The organism is Phyllobacterium sp. YR531, from assembly GCF_000282595.1.
GTDB lineage: Bacteria > Pseudomonadota > Alphaproteobacteria > Rhizobiales > Rhizobiaceae > Phyllobacterium.
This window is the reverse complement of record NZ_AKIZ01000037.1, coordinates 85,960-103,611: the sequence shown is the minus strand read 5'-3', so window position 1 is coordinate 103,611 and position 17,652 is coordinate 85,960. Positions and strand designations below refer to the sequence as shown.

Below are 17,652 nucleotides of genomic sequence, written 5' to 3'. Positions count from 1 at the left end.
TCGAGGATGGCATGACAACGCGCCGCAATATTTTGAAATTGGCTTCCGGTGCTGTTCTGGCCGGTACAGTCGGGAAAGGAACGTCGATGGCTGCCGCTTCAGAAAATGTCTGGACCATGCCCGATGAAGGCGATCCCCACACCGCAACCTGGATGGCATTTGGCCCAAGTCAGGAGGTTTGGGGCAAGAAGCTGCAGCGTGGGGCGCAAAATAATCTTGCCCAAATCGCAAAAGCCATCGCCGCGCATGAGCCGGTGAACATGTTGGTTCGTGAAGAGGATCACGAGATCGCTGAAAGCTTGTGTGGCGGCGATGTTACATTGTTCGTGCGGGATATAGATGATTTGTGGATGCGCGACACAGGGCCTGTCTTCGTCAAAAGCCAAGCAGGTAAATTGGCGGCGGTCGATTTCAATTTCAATGGCTGGGGCAACAAGCAGGCGCATGATGCGGACGCGGAAGTCGCAGAATTTGTTGCAGAAAAATCGACAATAGAGGTGCTGAGAACCAAGCTTGTGCTTGAAGGCGGCGGTATCGAGGTTGACGGTAAGGGCACAGCCATCATTACGGAAAGCTGCGTGCTGAACAAGAACCGCAATCCGGGCGTCAGCAAGGAACAATGCGAGGCAGAGCTTGGCCGCCTTCTGGGGTTGAAGAAAATCATCTGGCTGCCGGGTATTGCCGGTAAGGATATTACCGACGGGCATACGGATTTCTATGCGCGGTTTATCAGACCGGGCGTTGTTGTGGCCGGACTGGATAATGATCCCTCATCCTATGACCATGCGGTTACCAAACGTCATCTCGAAATCCTCAAGACGGCAACTGATGGGGCCGGAAACAAGCTGGAAGTTATCGTCATCCCAGGCCCCGAAAGCATTCGCCCGCAATTTGAGAACAACGAGTTTGCGGCAGGCTATATCAATTTCTATCTGTGCAACGGCGCTGTTATCGTGCCCGAATTCGGGGACAAGAAAGCTGATCAATATTGCCGTGATGCACTGAGGGATGCCTTGCCTGATCGCGAAGTGGTGCAACTTGATATCGATGCGATTGCAGCGGGTGGTGGCGGCATTCACTGCACGACGCAGCAACAGCCTGCGTGAATGCACCGAATGCGCAATGACTGAGTGAGTGGTGATCCCGACTGGATTCGAACCAGTGGCCTACAGATTAGGAATCTGTCGCTCTATCCTACTGAGCTACGGGACCATATCGAGCCTTCGAGCAGAACTCCAAGACCAGACGTATCGCGGTTAACCGCGATGCGCCGAGACTTAACGTTTTTCAGTGCCGCCGCCAAGTCTCAACTTTGGTAGAATTTCATTGAAAAGCAATCAACTGGAGGGCGGAAGTGCGCTTTCAGCAATATTCACCCAATAGCTGATGCCATGCGGGATTGCGTCATCGTTGAAATCATAAGCGGGATTGTGTAGCGAGGCGCTTTTGCCATTGCCCATGAAGATGAATGCGCCGGGACGGGCTTCAAGCATGTAGGAAAAATCCTCGCCCGCCATCATAGGTGCAACTTCTTCGTTCACTGCGCCGTTTCCGGCAACCTTGCGCGCGACGTCAGCGGCGAAATCCGTCTCCCGATCATGGTTGAACGTAACGGGATAATTGCGCGCATAATCGATGACCGCGCTTGCACCCAAGGCAGTCGCTACTCCCTCGACAATTTCAGTCAGGCGCTTTTGGACGAAATCGCGCATTTCCTTTCGCAGGGTGCGCACTGTTCCGGCCAGTTCAGCCTTTTGCGGGATGATATTATGCGCATCACCCGCATGAAACTTTGTCACTGAGATAACAACGGAATCAAGAGGATCAGTACCGCGCGAGACGATTGTCTGCAGTGCATTCACCAGTTGCGCGCCAATCACCACAGGATCAATGGTTGTGTGGGGCTGTGCGGCGTGACCGCCACGCCCTTCCACGGTGATGGTGAATTCATCAGTCGCGGCCATGATCGGACCCTTGCGGATGGCAAATTCGCCGACCGGCAGCCCCGGAATATTGTGCAGGCCGTAGACTTCGGAAATGGAGAAACGCTCCATCATGCCGTCTTTGACCATTTCGCGCCCGCCACCGCCACCTTCTTCGGCAGGTTGGAAAATGACCGCAACCGAGCCTTTGAAATTCCGGGTTTCAGCGAGATATTGCGCAGCACCCAGCAGCATGGAGATATGGCCATCATGACCGCAGGCATGCATCTTGCCGGTATTGGTCGAGGCCCAGGGCTTGCCGGTAATTTCCGTCAGAGGCAGGGCATCCATATCGGAGCGCAGGCCAATTGTCGGACCCTCGCCGTGACGCCCGCGAATAATGCCAACGACGCCGGTCTGGCCAATGCCCGTAACAATCTCGTCGCAACCGAAACTGCGCAATTTGTCTTCGACGAACTTTGCGGTCTGGTGCACATCGAACATCAGTTCAGGATTTTGGTGCAAATGGCGACGCCATTGCGAAACTTCGTCCTGCATTTCGATAGCGCGATTGAGCAAGGGCATTTTTTACATCAACTCCAATTTACCTGTGGCAAGAAAGGCACTTTGCCTTTTGGATGCCACATAAGATAGATAAGGCCATTGCCGCTCCACGTGAAGCGCGGCTTAATGCCTTTCACCTTCCCAAGTTTATACAGACAGGCTGGATTTCAGGAATGCGGAAAACTGTAGCACTTTTTCTAGTCGGCAGCGCGATGTCAACCATCGTAACGCTCGGCTTTGGATCGACCGCTCTTGCCGATGCGAATATTACGCTGGATGCAGGAACCGGTGAGATTCTTTCACAGAAAGATGCGTTCCAGCGGTGGTATCCCGCGTCCCTGACCAAGCTTATGACCGTTTATGTAGCGTTCCGCATGCTGGAGTCAAAGCAGGTAACGCTTGATACGCCTGTTCGCATCACGGCGCTTTCTGCCAAGCAGCCACCCAGCAAGATGGGTTATAAAACCGGATCGGAACTCACACTCAGCGATGCGCTGAAGATCATGATGGTCAAATCTGCCAATGATGTCGCCATGGCCGTCGGTGAGACGCTGGGAGGCTCTTCAGACAAGTTTGCGGTACTGATGAACGAGGAAGCCAGACGCATCGGCATGAACAGTTCGCATTTCGTCAATCCGAATGGCCTGCACTCGGATGATCATTACACGACTGCGCGCGATATGGCGGTTCTGACTCTGCAATTGCGCCGTGAATTCCCGCAGTTCGCACACTTTTTTGACATTGAAGCCATCGATTATGGTGGCAAGAAGGTTCAGCCCAACCTCAACGCTTTGATCGGTCGTTTCCCCGGCGCAGATGGGATGAAGACCGGTTTTGTCTGCCCGTCCGGCTATAATCTGATCGGATCGGCAACCCGTAATGGCCGGACCGTGGTTACGGTCGTGCTTGGAGAGTTGAAACTATCCACACGTGCTACCAGAGCAGCAGAACTTTTGGCCAAGGGTTTTGAGACGCGGGGCAATGGCACCACTATCGATAATCTTAAATCCGATGGCTCGCCGCAACTCGACGTCGCCGTGAACATGCGTCCGGAAGTCTGTGCCAAAACCTCGGGTTCAGATACGTGGGACGGCAAAGACCTTGAGGGCCATATCGTCGCCGGTTCGCCCTATATGAACCGCATGGACCGGGAACCTGTTGCCGAGAAGGTCGCGCTGCTCCCATCGAAGCTCAATTCGCTTGGCATGGAGCTCAATCGCCTGCCCATCCCCACTCCGCGTCCTGATCGCTCGTCGCTGAGCGATGCAAGTGGCGCTGCGAAAGCGATCAACTGATGGCATCTCCCATTCCGGTTTCGGTGCTGACGGGCTTTTTAGGCTCCGGCAAGACGACTTTGCTCAACCGCCTGCTCAAAGATCCGGCGTTGACGGACACTGCGGTGATCATCAACGAATTTGGCGATGTGGGCATTGATCATCTGCTGGTCGAGAAAGCAAGCGAAGGCATTATCGAGCTCTCAGATGGATGCCTGTGTTGCACAGTGCGCGGCGAACTGGTGGATACGCTTGCTGATCTGATTGATCGTTTGCAGACTGGCCAGTTGCAGCGCCTGAAGCGGGTGATCATTGAGACAACCGGTCTTGCCGATCCTGCGCCTGTGCTGCACGCGATCATGGGTCATCCTGTGCTGCTTCAGGCATTTCGCGTCGATGGCGTTATCACCACCGTTGATGCAGTCAATGGCATGGCGACACTCGACGCGCATGAAGAGGCAGTGAAACAGGCGGCGGTTGCTGACCGGATCGTTATCACAAAGACCGACCTGCGCCAGTCCGTTGGGCAGGCTGATCTGCTGCGCGAGCGTTTGGAAGCACTCAATCCCGGCGCTGATATTATCGATGTCGGTGATGAGCGCACGGGCTATGCGGCGCTGTTCGAATGTGGGGTCTATAATCCTGAAACCAAGACGGTTGATGTGCAGCGCTGGCTGAAAAGCGAAGCATGGCGGGATCGCGAGCATGAACGCCACGATCTTGAGCATCATCACCATGGGCACCACCATCATCATGACCATGGCGGCCATGATCACGACCACCACCATCATGATGTGAACCGGCATGACGCATCGATAAGGTCATTTTCACTGACACATGATGCGCCGGTTTCACTGTCCAGCTTTGACATGTTCATCGATCTCCTGCGTTCGGCCCATGGTGAAAAACTGCTGCGCATGAAGGGTATCGTGCAACTCGAGGATGATCCCGAGCGCCCGCTGGTCATTCATGGCGTGCAGCAGATATTTCATCCGCCCGTGCGGCTCCCGGCCTGGCCGGAGGGCGTGAGGGAGACGAGGCTGGTGATGATCGTAAAGGATTTGCCGGAAAGCTACGTGAAGCAACTTTTCAACGCTTTCCTGAACCGGCCGCAGATCGATATGCCGGACAGAGCCGCGCTGTTTGACAATCCGCTGGCCATACCGGGCGTGAAACGGGTTTAGCTCTGTTTCGGGGCAAGCGCGCGGGCCTCGACGGTTCACATGCTGGAAGTAAACACAACCACTTCTCCGTCATCCTCGGGCTCTTGACCCGAGGATGACGGAGAAGTGAGTGTTTGTGAAAAAAGGCGAAGTTGGCGCGTGGAGCGCTGGTCGCGACTTTAAATAGAAGTCTCAACCGCGCTCGATATGAAAGCGGTGGCCGCCTTCGACGCTGATTGTTTCAATCAGGCGATGGCCGTCCGTCACGCAGAAATTGGGCATGTCGATCACAGCCAATGGGTCAGTGGTTTCCACCCACAATCGTGTACCGGCGGTGGCCAGTGCAAGTTTCTTGCGGGTCTTGAGCACGGGAAGCGGGCAATTCAGGCCGCGAAGGTCGTAGACTTCAGCTTCCATGACCAGTTCTAATTACCGACGATCTTCCACCAGGCTTTCTTGGCGGGTGCTGGCGCTTCAGCGGCGGCAGGCGCTTGCGGAGCGGCGATTGCAGCTGTGGTCATCGGTGCCGGTGCCGGGGTCTGCTGTGGAGCAGCAGCGGCGGCGACGGCTGGCGTGTGCATGCGTGAACGTTTGGAAGCTTCACGCTCTTCTTTTGCCTTGTCGGCAGCTACGGCAGATGCAAGGCGAACCATGACCTGCGGCTTGCCGGCAGCGCCTGCATCTTGCGGCGACATTGATGGCGGTTCCTGCGTGACGCGTTCACCACGGGCGCGGCGCTGACTCCATTCGGCAATGATCTTGGCTTCAGTCAGACCCTGGATGGAACGGGCTGGTGCCTGAATCTTGCCCTTGCCGACCATGGATGAGAAAGCGGTCTCATAATTGGTCTGGTAGGACTGATAGGCCATCTTCAGCGATTCCGGCTGATCCGATGGCGGGCAGGTGGCGGTGGCTGCGATAGGCGCGTTCGGATCAGACGTGTGGTTGAAGACATATTTCTTCTCGCAGACATCGACCTTCGGCGGCACCTTGGTAATTTCGAAATGATCGTAGCCTTCCTTCAGGTTTTTCCAGAAAGCGTAATTGGGATCGTCCTTGTAACGCGCCATATTGGCTGCTGTCATGCGGAACGGGTAAGCCTGAAGCTGGATCGATTCCTGACCGCCCTTGAAGGCTTCACGGGCAAAAGCGTAAATTTCAGCGACCTGACCATCTGTCATTGAATAACAGCCGGACGAGGAGCAGGCGCCGTGAACCATGAGGTTCGCGCCGGTACGTCCGAGTGCGCGGTCAAGCGCATTTGGGAAGCCGGTGTTAAATGAAAGATAATAGCTGGATTTCGGGTTCATCTGTGCCGGACGGACGGCATAATAGCCCTCCGGCGCCTGACGATCACCTTCGATGAATTTCGGGCCTAGCTTGCCTGACCATTTGCAGATCTGGTAGCTGGTGACGACGTCGTAGCGGCCATTATCCTTGCGTTTCCAAACTTCAAGGACGTTCTCTTCCTTGAATATACGGAACATGATGGGTGACGTGACGGCCATGCCCTTGGTCTTCATGCTCTGCACGACCTTGGACGATAGTTGCGTGTGTTCGCCATTGGGAACGAGATCGCTGACCGTTCCTCCCTGGCATCCAGCAAGGAAAAGCGTGAGCATCAAAGGCGCAAGAATATGAGTCTTTATCTTCATCGCAGCAGCAGTTGCCAGTTCATCAATCGAGTTTATCAGGTCAGATTCGCAGCGAATGTAACATTCGCACCACTATAAATGCATCCGTTATAGTTGATAAAGTCTTGACGCAACCGCATAAATTGCCCCGATCACGCAGATGTCACCTGTCACGCACTGACGGCGGATTTATGGCAAACTCGCGATAGTGCATTTGCAGTATGTTGGCCGATATGCGTTAAAACAAAAAAGGCGGCGCAAAAAGCACCGCCTTTTAAGAGGTCTAACTCAAACAGATCAGCCGTTAAGGGCGTCCTTGAGAGCCTTTGCAGGCTGGAAAGCAACTTTCTTGGAAGCTGCGATCTTGATTGTTGCGCCGGTTGCAGGGTTGCGGCCTTCGCGAGCGGCGCGTGCCTGTACCTTGAACTTGCCGAAGCCTGGCAGCGAAACTTCATCGCCAGCTACGACGGAATCGGTGATGCCTTTAAGGATGCTATCAACAATCGCCTTGGACTGAACCTTTGTAAGACCCTGATCAGCAACAAGCTTATCAATGAGATCGGAAGTATTCATTTTGGCGGTTTCCTCAATATATTCGTTGATCGGAGGGGTCTGTATGGCATGCGTTACGCCCTCTGTCATCAGGAACTAGAGGCAAAAAGCACGTTTATACCCAGTGTTTACGGGGTTTTTTGTAATTTTAGCCGTCTTTGACCGGATAGTGAGCCTTCACTGTCTACGAACGGACAGAAGTGATTCGGCCTGAAGCGACCGCTTTTCAGCCGTCCTGATGATGAAAAACTTCGTTCATTTGCCAGATCGGAGGGCTGCCGATGTGCCTGACAATGTGGTTGACGAAAGCCCTCACCTTGGCTGAAACGTGCCGCGTCGGCGGGTAAACCGCATATATATTGTAGGGTAACGGTCTCGCCTCCGGCAAGACAGCTACGAGAGTTACGGACCGCAACGGTTCGGCAGCGATGAACATGGGTAACAGAACCAGCCCAAGTCCGGCGATGGCCATATCACGCATCGCCTCACCATTATTGGCGACGACGCGTCCATGCATCGGAATTGAAATGGGCTCGCCATTCTTGTCCGGATTTTCGAACTGCCAGAGTTGACTGGTGTTGACGTTGGAATAATCAATGCAGGAAAAATGGCTCAAGGCATCCAGCGTTTCTGGCATTCCATGGGTGCGGGCAAAATCCGGACTGCAACAGATGATACGGGCATCGGTGCATAATTTGCGGGCTATGAGGCTTGAATCGCGCAATATGCCGATGCGTATGCCGACATCATAGCCGCCGCGAACCAGATCGACCATGCGATCTTCGAACTCCACGGCAATTTCGAGATCAGGATATTGTCGGGCAAAGTCCGCAATCATACGGCCGAGGTACATCGTGCCGAATGACATTGGGGCCGCGATGCGTAATGTTCCACGAATTGCGCTGTTGCGCTCGGTGACTGTATCGGCAGCTTCCATGATATCGCGGACCAGCGGGCGAATGCGCTCAACAAAGTCCAGCGCATGGGAAGAGGCGAGCAATTTGCGCGGGGTGCGCTGGAAGAGCTCCATGCCAAGCCCGGTCTCCAGATCGGAAATACGCTTGCTGACCACGGATTTGGATAAGTTCAGCCGTGCGGCCGTTGCGGTGATGCTGCCGGTCTCGATTACATCCAGAAATGTCAGCAAATCTTCGAAACGCCATTTCATGGTTTTCTTATAGCGGACTGTATGCCGCTTTCACAGTTCGTTTTGCATGTATCGTTCTGTTTTATCGAACATGAGTTGCGGCTTTATGATCTTTATTCCTGCAGGCACTGCGCAGATATTCAGCCCAACGGCGATTTCGCCAAATAATCACGCAGGAGGCTTTCATGAGCTTGCAACTGACAGGTATCCACCATTTGACTGCAATCACGGCAAACGCGCCCGAGAATGTGCGCTTTTATACGCAAACTTTGGGTTTGCGGCTGGTCAAGAAGACCGTCAATCAGGACGATACGAGCGCCTATCACCTTTTCTATGCCGATGGCGAAGCAACGCCGGGTACAGACCTGACTTTCTTCGACTGGCCAGCCACACCGGAGCGTCGTGGTACGCATAGTATTTCGCGTACAGGTCTGCGTGTTGGTAGCAAGGCCAGTCTTGACTGGTGGAAGGCCCGTTTTACCGAACTGGGCGTCAAGGCGGGTGAAGTAACCGAAGTAGGTGGTCATGCATCGCTGGATTTTGAAGATGGTGAAGGCCAGCGTTTTCGTTTGATTGATGATGGCGGTGCAGGTGATTCCCACCCATGGGACAAGAGCCCCGTGCCTGCGGAACACCAGATTCGCGGCCTTGGTCCTATCACCATCAGCGTGCCGGATATCACCAATACTGAAGCAATCCTGCTGCATGTGATGAACATGAAAAAGGTACGCGACTATGCTGATCCCGATGGCGTGGGCCATGTGCATGTCTTTGCCATGGGTGAGGGCGGTCCTGCTGCCGAATTGCACGTCGCTGTCCAGCCGGACCTTCCGGCAGCTCGCCAAGGTGCGGGTGCGGTGCATCACGTGGCGTTCCGGGCACCGGATGTGAATGCGCTGCATGAGTGGACCGAGCGTTTGAAAAGCTTCCGCATGCCTTCGAGCGGTGAAGTCGAGCGTTACTACTTCCGTTCGCTCTATTTCCGCGAGCCAAATGGCATTCTCTTTGAGATCGCTACCGATGGTCCGGGCTTTACGGTAGACGAGCCATTGGAAACGCTGGGCGAGGAGCTGTCATTGCCTCCATTCCTTGAAGCCAAGCGGGCTTCCATTGAGGCAGGTCTCAAGCCACTCGTGTAAAAACCAAAAAACAGGCCGGATCAGTTCCGGCCTGTTTTCGACTCTGCCAGCCAATTTTTGGCGGCGTCGATATCGTGCTGATTGGTCTCATGCCCGGCTGGAACGCTGAGGGCCGTCAGATCGGAGCCAGCCTGCCGCAGATCGGCTTCCAGTGCCGGGGCGTGCGCACCAAAAAGATCGTGATCGCCGGTCAAGCTGAGAACCCGCGTATTGCCAAGGTCTGATTCAGGAGTGTCTTCAAGCACTTTTGTGGCCCGCAGCAGAATTGCATTGTGCACAAGGCCCGGATGCAACTGCATCATCGCAGCCAAAAGATTTGCCCCATTCGAATATCCCATAAAGATCGCGGTCGCGAGATCGAGGCCATAGGCTTCAACGGCACCCTCAATAAATGCGGCAAATGCTTCTGCTTCAGAACGAATGTCTTTCTGGTCGAAGCTCAATGGTCCGAAGCGCCGGAACCAGCGCGCTGTTCCTTCTTCCGTGCTGCGGCCACGAACGCCTATGAGCGTTGCATCGGGCACTATGCTCACAGCCAGCGGCATAAGGCTGGTCTCGCTGCCATCCGAGCCATGCAGCAGGATAAATGTTGGTCCGTTCGCGGGTTCTGGCGTATAAACTCGGTGAATGAAGGGTAGTTCGCGATAGATAAAGCGCGGTTCGTTCGGCAGGCCAAACTGCGGGAGGATGATTTTTACATTCTCCGTTTCATCGGCAAAATGTGGAGGGACAAATAGCTCGGTTCCCAATTTTTCAAGGGGCTCGTCGATCAGCATGCCGGGCCCGTCCGTCGCCATTTCCAGCAGGCTGCCGCCCGGCTCACGCACATAGATGGAGTTGAAATATTTTCGGTCGTGCATTGCCGTTGCATCCGCGCCTTCGGCAATCAAGTGCTCATAGACGGTAGTCACCTCGGGAATATCTGCAGCGCGGAACGCAACGTGGTCGACTGTGCCTGTGCCCGGCGCTGAACTCCAGAACCCGGTTGCGTCACGAACATCGATACAATCGCCGGACGAGGAAAGCATGCGGTTGACTGTTTCGCTCTGGTCTGAACTCTCATAAGAAAAATGCTGCCTTAGAAAGTCTGCAGTTTCAGCGGGCTTCTCTGTGAGGATCGTTGCTCCACGCAAGCGTTTGATCGCATCTGCCGCCGGTATGCCATCGCTGGCCCAGATATCGCCCGCGCTGACGGCATCGGTTCCGACCAGTTTAATGATCGCGCCGTCCGGATCATGCAGCCGCAGAACGGTTTCGCCGAATTCCTGCGCCGGGCCAGTCACCGCTATGTTGTATTGCAAAGCACGGGTAAGCCAGAAACCAATGCTCTCCGGCGCTATGGCAAATGACACTTCGCTCGTCTGACCATAGCCAACACGGCCAAGCGAGCCATCTTCCCAGACAAGAAAGGTAATAAGGGAGCCGGGTGTGCCGGATGCATCGCCATAAATCAGGTGGAGTTGTGTGGCATCCTCATAGCCTCCGGTGCGTTTGACCAGCCGAAGACCCAGAAATCCCACATAGAAATCGACATTCGCCTGAACCTTGCGGGTGATCAGGGTGATGTGGTGAATGCCGCCTGTCATGAACTTTCCTCCGTTGCTGAGCTCGCTTGATATGGGGAAACGGCAGCAGGTGCAATCAGGCAAAGGCACAAAGAAGAACACCCACCGCTGGGAGGAGCGATGGGTGTTACTTGTAAAGAACGGCTCTGGGAGGAACGCTGTTCTTTATGCGGCCGTGGCTGGGAGGAGGAGTGCCACGGACGTGGGAGACCGTATAAATCAGAATGCCGAAGCGGCCTTCTTCGCAACGAAAGCGATATCACCGCGGGAGATGCCGAGGTCGTTCAGCTCACGTGCGGACAGGCGGTTCAATTCCGTGACAGTGTCACGATAGCGGCGCCAGTTGTTGTAAGAGCGGATCAAGTTCATTTCACTCACCTAAAGTTCTTTTGTTTGTTGGATCGTTATCGATCGGTGAGCTGGATATAGTGCAGTGCACCCAAAACTTGGAGTCACAAGTTTGCATAGCTGGTTTGCAGTAAAATGGGCCTTCAAACCCCTGTAATTAAAGGTTTATGCCTTTAATTTGTCGCTATCGGTCATAAATCTGAGAAAAATGGCGGATTCGTCGGTGAAATTGCCAAAGTCGGCCATATTCGTTAATGCGTAAACGCTTCAGGCCTGTGCTTTTGCGGCGGCTGATTTGGCAGGTGATCTGCGCGATGCGGTTTTGGCAGATTTCTTTTTCGCATCCCGCTCTTCCAGCTCCTTGTCCGCTTTTTTGGCGGCCGCCTCGCACTGCTTCCGGAATTTCTCAACTTCCTCTTCAGTCAGGTGCTCGATACCTATAAAGGCATTCTTTGCTTCGCTGACCCGCACCAGCTCGTCGAGCTTTGCCTGAATGGCGACACCATCACGATTCTGGGTGTTCTGGATGAGGAACACCATGAGGAAGGTGATGATCGTCGTACCCGTATTGATGATCAACTGCCAGGTGTCGGTAAAACCGAATATTGGGCCGCATACCGCCCACACCACAACAACGGCCACGCAAAGGATGAAGGTCACGGGTTTGCCCGCAGCCAGAGCGACATCGTTGGCGACTTTGGTGAAAAACTTGCCGAACATGTGCAACCTCCCCGTGCTTTATTCACCGGAGGAACGTCCGGTATTCAATAACCTTTGAATGAAGCCTTGGTTCCGGCAGAGCCATAACGCATCTGTGTTTTCCCGCGTCTGGCCAAACTTTTTCAAGACGCGTATGCTTGCGGCATGCAGGTTGAGGTCCACAGTGGCCGATGCGTGGCCGCTATGCGCCTTTACTGCCCTGAACTTCAAGGGAGGAATGAGTATGGCGAATTTCCATGTGATTGCCGGTGCTGATGCGGGCATTGCCCACCCTGTCATACGTAAAATAACTGTTGGCGATGTTTTTACCGCACTGCGCAAAGGCTTCGACGACTTTTGGGAAAAGCCCTCGCATTATGTGTTTCTCTGTCTGATTTATCCTGTAGCAGGGTTGGTTATCATGCGTTGGTCATCAGGTGCCAATGCCTTGCCGCTGATTTTTCCGCTCATGTCCGGCTTCGCTCTGATCGGGCCTCTTGCTGCAATCGGGCTTTATGAGATCAGTCGCAGACGGGAGCGGGGAATGGATACGTCGTGGCACCATGCAAGGCAGGTAGTGCACTCGCCTGCCGTCCCGTCCATACTTGCGGTGGGTGTCATGCTGGTGGCTGTCTTTGTTGCCTGGCTGCTCATCGCCCAAGCCCTCTATGTGAACCTGTTCGGCGAGACGCCTCCAGCGTCAATCGCAGTTTTCATGGATCAGGTGTTCAATACGCCTCAAGGTTGGCGGATGATCCTGCTTGGCAATGCAATCGGCTTTGTCTTTGCTGCTTTCGTGCTTTGCACGACGGTCATTGCCTTTCCTTTCCTGCTTGATCGAGATGGTGGTGCCTATGCGGCAATTGCCACATCGGCCCGCGCTGTAGCGAAAAATCCACTGCCGATGATCGTCTGGGGACTGATCGTTGCCGCCCTGCTGATGGTGGGTTTTGCAACCCTTTTTGTGGGATTGGCGATCTTCATCCCGGTGCTTGGCCATGCCACATGGCACCTCTACAGGGCAGTCGTGCCGGCCCATGAACTATGATGTTCTGGCTGCCCCGCTTTGCGAGAAATGCGGGGCAGCCGTCAAATTTTCCCACAAAACTAGCATTTGACGTAAACGGCTATTATCCTTCCAGAATCGCCAACCTTGCGAAGGGAATACCGATATGGGTAGCTATTCGAAGCTGATTGGGTCGATCATTGGAGGTGTTGCGGGCTGGCTTGCCTCACGCTACGCGCTTCCGCCAGAGCTGACATCGCCTGAAATTCAGGGAGCCGCAACAGTCATTCTCAGTGCTGCGGCCACATATCTTTTCCCGGCAAATACGGTGCCCACACAGACGACGGCAGAGCCGGAGCCGAAGACTACAACTCCCCAGTAATGCCGCTGACAAATGCACGCTGAGCTGGAGCAAGACGCTCCTGTAGTGGATATGAATGCGCCCCATTGGATGCTTCCGCTGGAGCGCTGCAATCATGCGTGCACGATTTAGCCGCGTATGGCAGCTTCGATTTTGGCGATGTCTATTTTGTCCATTTCCAACATTGCTTCGAATGCGCGTTTGGCAATGTCGCCGCCTTTGGCGTTAGCGTCGGTCAGAACACGTGGCGTGATCTGCCATGACAGGCCCCATTTGTCCTTGCACCAGCCGCAAACGCTTGCCGTACCGCCATTATTGACGATGGCGTTCCAATAGCGGTCTGTCTCTTCCTGACTGTCAGTGGCAATCTGGAAAGAAAATGCCTCGCTGTGTTTGAAAGTGTCGCCACCATTAAGACCAATGCACGGCACACCGCACACCGTAAACTCGATGGTCAGAACATCACCCTCCTTGCCGCCCGGATAGTCGGATGGTGCAAGGAACACTTTACCAACCGAGCTGTCAGGAAAGGTTTTGGCATAAAAGTTTGCAGCCTCTTCCGCATCATTATTGTACCAAAGACAGATCGTGTTCTTGTCCATTTTCTTCTCCCTTTATTACCTTCGGCCAAGGAAACTGTGCCTTGGATTACATTCTGGTTCTCTGCCACCAGCGATTGAGCGATCTCAGCAGCACCAGCATGGTTCAATACTTCAAAAGCAGGCTTGTTCCACGCGGCGTACAAAACAAGACAGATACGTTGATGTCAACCTATTTTCTGAAAAAGATGCAATTTGGAAAAGATAATTCAATGGAATCATAGGATTGGAGTGTTCTAGCAAGATGCGTATCGGCGCATAAATTTGCCTGACCATGCCGGCACGCGGATAACGAGGATAAACCTGGCATGTGAGTCACATTCACGCCTGCACTCAATCGGCGAATGCGAAAGCCGCTATCAGCAGCGATTCGCTAGCACCTAGCCGTGCGATTGCCACTTATTGAGCAAGCAGCCTGAAAGGAACAGGCAGGTTGATTAACTCAGCGAGCTGTCCATCTCAGGTCGCCTAAAACCACATCAGACAATAAGGTCGGAAGTATGAATAAGCTGATGCGCTAAAGATGGGAAAAATGGCGCGCCCGAAAGGATTCGAACCTCTGACCCCCAGATTCGTAGTCTGGTGCTCTATCCAGCTGAGCTACGGGCGCGTGCCACAATTGCGCGTTCGTCTGCGCAGGGCGGTTCCTAATTGGTTGGCTGCGTAAATGCAAGCCGGTTTCCAAAAAAACCGCAACTATTTGCTTTTAAAGATTGCGACCTATCGCCAGGTACTTGTCACGGCGATCCTGACGCAGGGCCTCACGGTCCATATTGCCCATGGATTTCAGCGCAACATTGATGATGTTTCCGGTTGCTTCGATCGCTGCATCCCTGCCGCGATGAGCGCCGCCCAAAGGCTCCGGAATGATGCCATCAATGATCTTCAATTCGTAGAGATCCTGCGCGGTGATGCGCATTGACGTTGCCGCATCCTTGGCTCTGGTCGAATCATGCCAGAGGATTGAGGCGGCACCTTCCGGCGAAATAACCGAATAGATGGAGTGCTCAAGCATATAGACGCGGTTGGCTGTAGCGATGGCGATAGCACCGCCGGAGCCGCCTTCGCCGATGATGACGGAGACGATTGGCACTTTAACGTTGAGGCAGGCAGCAGTGGAGCGTGCAATTGCTTCAGCCTGGCCGCGTTCCTCGGCAGCAATGCCCGGAAATGCGCCAGCGGTATCGACCAGTGTCAGCACCGGCAGGTTGAAGCGGTCAGCCAGTTCCATGATGCGCACGGCCTTGCGATAGCCTTCCGGCATGGCCATGCCGAAATTATGCTTCAGGCGTGTTTTTGTGTCGCTGCCTTTTTCCTGTCCGATAACGGCAACTGCCTGTCCATTGAACCGGGCAAGGCCAGCCTGAACAGCGTCGTCATCGGCATAGTTGCGATCACCGGCAAGCGGGGTGAAATCGGTAAAGAGCCGCGAGATGTAATCCACACAATGCGGACGGTCCGGATGACGAGCAATCTGCGCCTTCTGCCAGGGTGTCAGCTTGCGGTAAAGATCACGCAAAGCCTCGCCAGAGCGTTTTTCAAGCCGCACGATCTCGTCATTGGTATCGAGCGCGCCACCTTCTTCAGCAAGCTTTTTCAGCTCGAGAATCTTGCCATCGAGGTCGGCGACCGGCTTTTCAAAATCAAGATAGTTGTACATGGACTGAATATCTGCCTGCAAAACGGTGGATTCTTGAGAGCCTAACTGGCTGTTGCGAGCGCTCATGTCAAGGAACCATGCCCCAGATCACGTGCCAGCCCGGCAAGTTATACGGTGAAATCCGGCGAAGGTGTGGTGATTATCTGGCCTGTTTTCTGGTTTTTGGTTTTGCAGTAGGGGCAGTTTTGACCTTCGCTCTGGATCGTCTGACTGGTTTTGGCGCTGGCTTGCTCCAGCCGAGCCATCGTCCTTCGCCTTCATAATTGTGAAATCCGCCGGCAGCTGCGCGCAGGCCTTGCTGTAAGTTGGCAATGTCCAGACCCGGCATATTCCGCACAAGCGCGGGCGGCAGCCTGTCGATGTCAAGCCATGCCGCATCAAAGAAGATATTCTCAGGGCCGGTTTCATTCTGCACGGTGATGAACCACTCGTCTTCCATATAGTCGCCAAACCATGGATCGGGATAGATTGCCGGTGAGAAGGAGAAACCAAAGGCTGTAATTTCGCTCCAGCTCCAATCCTGTCGCCAGCCCATGCTGCGGCCAAATTTGCTGGAGCGATGAAAGCCTTCATCGTCAAATCGAACGATTTCACGCCCGTCATCTTCAGGTTCCGGCGGGGAGGTCCTGCCTCCGAACAGTTGTTTGAACAACCGCCACATGGACGTTCCATAGTTCTGACGCGCATGAGCGCCCGTCAATCATTTTACTCGACGCAGTTCCCGGAAAAGTGCTGCTTTCCCTGGAACTGTTCTCAGTCTGCCAGAGGGTGATGCTCGGTGACAAGCCGATGCAAGCGTTCCTCCATCACATGTGTGTATATTTGAGTTGTTGAAATATCTGAGTGGCCCAGCAATTGCTGTACGGCACGCAGGTCCGCACCATTTTGCAAAAGGTGGCTGGCAAAGGCGTGGCGCAGCACATGCGGCGAGATAGCAGAGGTTTTCAAGCCTGCTCGCGCAGCCAATCCCTTGAGATCGCGCCCAAACACCTGCCTTGCGAGAAATCCGCTTTCGGAAACCGCCGGGAACAGCCAGGGACTTTCGGAAAGACCGGGCAGCGCATCGCGCAGCTCAAGGTATTTCATCATGGCCGTGCGTGCCTTGCCGGAAAGCGGAACCATGCGATCTTTCGATCCCTTGCCACGTACCATTAAAAAGCGATTATCGGAGCGCGCAACCGTGACGGGCAAACCGACAAGCTCTGAGACGCGTAGGCCTGTCGCGTACAGAATTTCAAGCAGGGCGTGAAGACGCAGAGCCTGCAGATGCACGGCATTGGAAGCTTTTGCATCAAGCGTTTCTTCTTCCGCCCGGGCAAGCAGCTTTTCCACATCGGCTTCGCTCATTATTTTTGGCAGGGAGCGATCTTTTTTAGGGGCATCAAGCGTGCTGGTTGGATCGTCTGCCCGGATGTTCTCGGTGTAAAGGAAACGGAAAAACTGGCGAAGTGCCGACAGACGACGCGCCTGCGACGTGGCGGCAAAGCCGCGATTGGCGATATCGTCGAGGTAAGAGCGAATTGTCGCCGATTCCGCCAAGGGTAGCTGTATGCCCGTTCCGGCACTGAATAGTGCAGCGTCTTCGAGATCGCGCCGGTAGGACTCGAGTGTATTTTGTGCGGCACCTCGTTCGGCGCTCATCATTTCCAGAAAGTTTTCGATGGCTGCTGAAGCGCGCATGGTTTTACTTTGGTTGCTGCGGTTTTGGATTGAGCTTTTCGCTCGGGACACGAATGGTCATTTCGGTCTGCGTCGGGTGAACGAAAGTCACAAGCGCAATCATCCCGGCATAGACAAGCCCTGCAAGAACGGCGAGGGTTAATATCAATCGCGTAAGTGTCGGCATTTCTGAATCAGGCGGCTCAATTGGTCGGTTCCATAATGTTGCGGCCAAGTTCTTAACAATTGATGCGCGGTGCCGATTTGCTGCATTAACGACATGCGTGGTTCGAACCACGCAAAAGGTTTATGCAAAACGCAAAATAGCCCGCTGTCAGACCACAGTCTGCTTGACTGGAC

Annotated in this window: 19 protein-coding genes and 2 tRNA genes; 6 read left to right on the top strand and 15 right to left on the bottom strand. The window is 54.2% G+C overall.

Annotation, left to right across the window (positions count from 1 at the left end; genetic code table 11):
- Positions 1–11 precede the first annotated feature (11 nt).
- Positions 12–1,106, top strand: a complete 1,095-nt coding sequence (locus PMI41_RS20320; protein ID WP_008128002.1) for an agmatine deiminase family protein — start codon at positions 12–14, stop codon at positions 1,104–1,106.
- 29 nt (positions 1,107–1,135) lie between these two features.
- On the opposite strand, the gene PMI41_RS20315 is transcribed toward PMI41_RS20320, so the two are convergent.
- Together PMI41_RS20315 and PMI41_RS20310 are read right to left on the bottom strand one after the other, a co-directional pair.
- Positions 1,136–1,212 (bottom strand) — tRNA-Arg (locus PMI41_RS20315).
- A 125-nt stretch (positions 1,213–1,337) separates the two neighbouring features.
- Positions 1,338–2,507 carry a M20 aminoacylase family protein gene (locus PMI41_RS20310; RefSeq protein ID WP_008128001.1) on the bottom strand — a complete coding sequence of 390 codons (1,170 nt, stop codon included), beginning with the start codon at positions 2,505–2,507 and terminating at the stop codon, positions 1,338–1,340.
- Between the two features lie 152 nt (positions 2,508–2,659).
- Here PMI41_RS20310 and PMI41_RS20305 point away from each other — a divergent pair, with 152 nt between their 5' ends.
- The gene (locus PMI41_RS20305) at positions 2,660–3,781 is read left to right on the top strand and encodes a D-alanyl-D-alanine carboxypeptidase family protein (RefSeq protein ID WP_052025955.1); all 1,122 of its coding nucleotides are present in this window, start codon (positions 2,660–2,662) and stop codon (positions 3,779–3,781) included.
- Complete coding sequence (locus PMI41_RS20300; RefSeq protein WP_008127999.1) at positions 3,781–4,944, top strand: GTP-binding protein; 1,164 nt, start codon at positions 3,781–3,783, stop codon at positions 4,942–4,944. The genes PMI41_RS20305 and PMI41_RS20300 overlap by 1 nt, the downstream gene beginning before the upstream one ends.
- Before the next feature lie 171 nt (positions 4,945–5,115).
- Here PMI41_RS20300 and PMI41_RS20295 read toward each other — a convergent pair whose 3' ends face one another.
- The 4 genes from PMI41_RS20295 to PMI41_RS20280 all read right to left on the bottom strand — a co-directional run bounded on the left by PMI41_RS20295 (position 5,116) and on the right by PMI41_RS20280 (position 8,277).
- The gene (locus tag PMI41_RS20295; protein WP_008127998.1) at positions 5,116–5,340 is read right to left on the bottom strand and encodes a sulfurtransferase TusA family protein; all 225 of its coding nucleotides are present in this window, start codon (positions 5,338–5,340) and stop codon (positions 5,116–5,118) included.
- Positions 5,341–5,348: 8 nt separating this feature from the next.
- Positions 5,349–6,578 carry a murein L,D-transpeptidase family protein gene (locus PMI41_RS20290; RefSeq protein WP_008127997.1) on the bottom strand — a complete coding sequence of 410 codons (1,230 nt, stop codon included), beginning with the start codon at positions 6,576–6,578 and terminating at the stop codon, positions 5,349–5,351.
- Between the two features lie 276 nt (positions 6,579–6,854).
- Entirely contained in the window at positions 6,855–7,199 is a 345-nt protein-coding gene (locus tag PMI41_RS20285) for an HU family DNA-binding protein (protein WP_280113457.1), read from the bottom strand.
- A 136-nt stretch (positions 7,200–7,335) separates the two neighbouring features.
- Positions 7,336–8,277 carry a LysR family transcriptional regulator gene (locus tag PMI41_RS20280; RefSeq protein WP_008127993.1) on the bottom strand — a complete coding sequence of 314 codons (942 nt, stop codon included), beginning with the start codon at positions 8,275–8,277 and terminating at the stop codon, positions 7,336–7,338.
- A 164-nt stretch (positions 8,278–8,441) separates the two neighbouring features.
- Between PMI41_RS20280 and PMI41_RS20275 the strand changes: the two genes are divergently transcribed.
- Positions 8,442–9,395 (top strand): ring-cleaving dioxygenase, encoded by a 954-nt coding sequence (locus PMI41_RS20275; RefSeq protein ID WP_008127990.1) that lies wholly within the window; start codon positions 8,442–8,444, stop codon positions 9,393–9,395.
- A gap of 20 nt (positions 9,396–9,415) precedes the next feature.
- On the opposite strand, the gene PMI41_RS20270 is transcribed toward PMI41_RS20275, so the two are convergent.
- The 3 genes from PMI41_RS20270 to PMI41_RS20265 form a co-directional block, all read right to left on the bottom strand.
- Complete coding sequence (locus PMI41_RS20270; RefSeq protein WP_008127989.1) at positions 9,416–10,981, bottom strand: VOC family protein; 1,566 nt, start codon at positions 10,979–10,981, stop codon at positions 9,416–9,418.
- A 198-nt stretch (positions 10,982–11,179) separates the two neighbouring features.
- Positions 11,180–11,329 (bottom strand): DUF1127 domain-containing protein, encoded by a 150-nt coding sequence (locus tag PMI41_RS24810; protein ID WP_008127986.1) that lies wholly within the window; start codon positions 11,327–11,329, stop codon positions 11,180–11,182.
- 246 nt (positions 11,330–11,575) lie between these two features.
- Entirely contained in the window at positions 11,576–12,028 is a 453-nt protein-coding gene (locus PMI41_RS20265; protein WP_008127985.1) for a low affinity iron permease family protein, read from the bottom strand.
- Positions 12,029–12,251: 223 nt separating this feature from the next.
- Between PMI41_RS20265 and PMI41_RS20260 the strand changes: the two genes are divergently transcribed.
- The gene (locus tag PMI41_RS20260; protein ID WP_008127984.1) at positions 12,252–13,055 is read left to right on the top strand and encodes a DUF2189 domain-containing protein; all 804 of its coding nucleotides are present in this window, start codon (positions 12,252–12,254) and stop codon (positions 13,053–13,055) included.
- Between the two features lie 124 nt (positions 13,056–13,179).
- Entirely contained in the window at positions 13,180–13,395 is a 216-nt protein-coding gene (locus PMI41_RS20255) for a hypothetical protein (RefSeq protein ID WP_008127983.1), read from the top strand.
- A gap of 107 nt (positions 13,396–13,502) precedes the next feature.
- On the opposite strand, the gene PMI41_RS20250 is transcribed toward PMI41_RS20255, so the two are convergent.
- The 6 genes from PMI41_RS20250 to PMI41_RS24395 form a co-directional block, all read right to left on the bottom strand.
- Entirely contained in the window at positions 13,503–13,976 is a 474-nt protein-coding gene (locus PMI41_RS20250; RefSeq protein ID WP_008127982.1) for a VOC family protein, read from the bottom strand.
- Positions 13,977–14,506: 530 nt separating this feature from the next.
- Positions 14,507–14,583 (bottom strand) — tRNA-Arg (locus tag PMI41_RS20240).
- Between the two features lie 96 nt (positions 14,584–14,679).
- Complete coding sequence (locus tag PMI41_RS20235; protein WP_040856085.1) at positions 14,680–15,633, bottom strand: acetyl-CoA carboxylase carboxyltransferase subunit alpha; 954 nt, start codon at positions 15,631–15,633, stop codon at positions 14,680–14,682.
- A 139-nt stretch (positions 15,634–15,772) separates the two neighbouring features.
- The gene (locus PMI41_RS20230) at positions 15,773–16,333 is read right to left on the bottom strand and encodes a hypothetical protein (protein WP_193372104.1); all 561 of its coding nucleotides are present in this window, start codon (positions 16,331–16,333) and stop codon (positions 15,773–15,775) included.
- Positions 16,334–16,386: 53 nt separating this feature from the next.
- Entirely contained in the window at positions 16,387–17,313 is a 927-nt protein-coding gene (gene xerD / locus PMI41_RS20225; RefSeq protein ID WP_008127979.1) for a site-specific tyrosine recombinase XerD, read from the bottom strand.
- Positions 17,314–17,317: 4 nt separating this feature from the next.
- On the bottom strand, positions 17,318–17,479 hold the full coding sequence (locus tag PMI41_RS24395; RefSeq protein WP_052025950.1) for a hypothetical protein: 162 nt from the start codon (positions 17,477–17,479) through the stop codon (positions 17,318–17,320).
- Positions 17,480–17,652: the final 173 nt, after the last annotated feature.

Excerpts from the sequence above, each read along its gene's own strand:
- PMI41_RS20310 (WP_008128001.1), bottom strand. The coding sequence starts at position 2,507 with ATGCCCTTGCTCAATCGCGCTATCGAAATGCAGGACGAAGTTTCGCAA.
- PMI41_RS20265 (WP_008127985.1), bottom strand. The coding sequence starts at position 12,028 with ATGTTCGGCAAGTTTTTCACCAAAGTCGCCAACGATGTCGCTCTGGCT.
- PMI41_RS24395 (WP_052025950.1), bottom strand. The coding sequence starts at position 17,479 with ATGCCGACACTTACGCGATTGATATTAACCCTCGCCGTTCTTGCAGGG.
- PMI41_RS24810 (WP_008127986.1), bottom strand. The coding sequence starts at position 11,329 with ATGAACTTGATCCGCTCTTACAACAACTGGCGCCGCTATCGTGACACT.
- PMI41_RS20255 (WP_008127983.1), top strand. The coding sequence starts at position 13,180 with ATGGGTAGCTATTCGAAGCTGATTGGGTCGATCATTGGAGGTGTTGCG.
- PMI41_RS20320 (WP_008128002.1), top strand. The coding sequence starts at position 12 with ATGACAACGCGCCGCAATATTTTGAAATTGGCTTCCGGTGCTGTTCTG.
- PMI41_RS20275 (WP_008127990.1), top strand. The coding sequence starts at position 8,442 with ATGAGCTTGCAACTGACAGGTATCCACCATTTGACTGCAATCACGGCA.
- PMI41_RS20285 (WP_280113457.1), bottom strand. The coding sequence starts at position 7,199 with ATGACAGAGGGCGTAACGCATGCCATACAGACCCCTCCGATCAACGAA.
- PMI41_RS20250 (WP_008127982.1), bottom strand. The coding sequence starts at position 13,976 with ATGGACAAGAACACGATCTGTCTTTGGTACAATAATGATGCGGAAGAG.
- PMI41_RS20300 (WP_008127999.1), top strand. The coding sequence starts at position 3,781 with ATGGCATCTCCCATTCCGGTTTCGGTGCTGACGGGCTTTTTAGGCTCC.
- xerD (WP_008127979.1), bottom strand. The coding sequence starts at position 17,313 with ATGCGCGCTTCAGCAGCCATCGAAAACTTTCTGGAAATGATGAGCGCC.
- PMI41_RS20270 (WP_008127989.1), bottom strand. The coding sequence starts at position 10,981 with ATGACAGGCGGCATTCACCACATCACCCTGATCACCCGCAAGGTTCAG.
- PMI41_RS20305 (WP_052025955.1), top strand. The coding sequence starts at position 2,660 with ATGCGGAAAACTGTAGCACTTTTTCTAGTCGGCAGCGCGATGTCAACC.
- PMI41_RS20235 (WP_040856085.1), bottom strand. The coding sequence starts at position 15,633 with ATGTACAACTATCTTGATTTTGAAAAGCCGGTCGCCGACCTCGATGGC.
- PMI41_RS20295 (WP_008127998.1), bottom strand. The coding sequence starts at position 5,340 with ATGGAAGCTGAAGTCTACGACCTTCGCGGCCTGAATTGCCCGCTTCCC.
- PMI41_RS20260 (WP_008127984.1), top strand. The coding sequence starts at position 12,252 with ATGGCGAATTTCCATGTGATTGCCGGTGCTGATGCGGGCATTGCCCAC.
- PMI41_RS20280 (WP_008127993.1), bottom strand. The coding sequence starts at position 8,277 with ATGAAATGGCGTTTCGAAGATTTGCTGACATTTCTGGATGTAATCGAG.
- PMI41_RS20290 (WP_008127997.1), bottom strand. The coding sequence starts at position 6,578 with ATGAAGATAAAGACTCATATTCTTGCGCCTTTGATGCTCACGCTTTTC.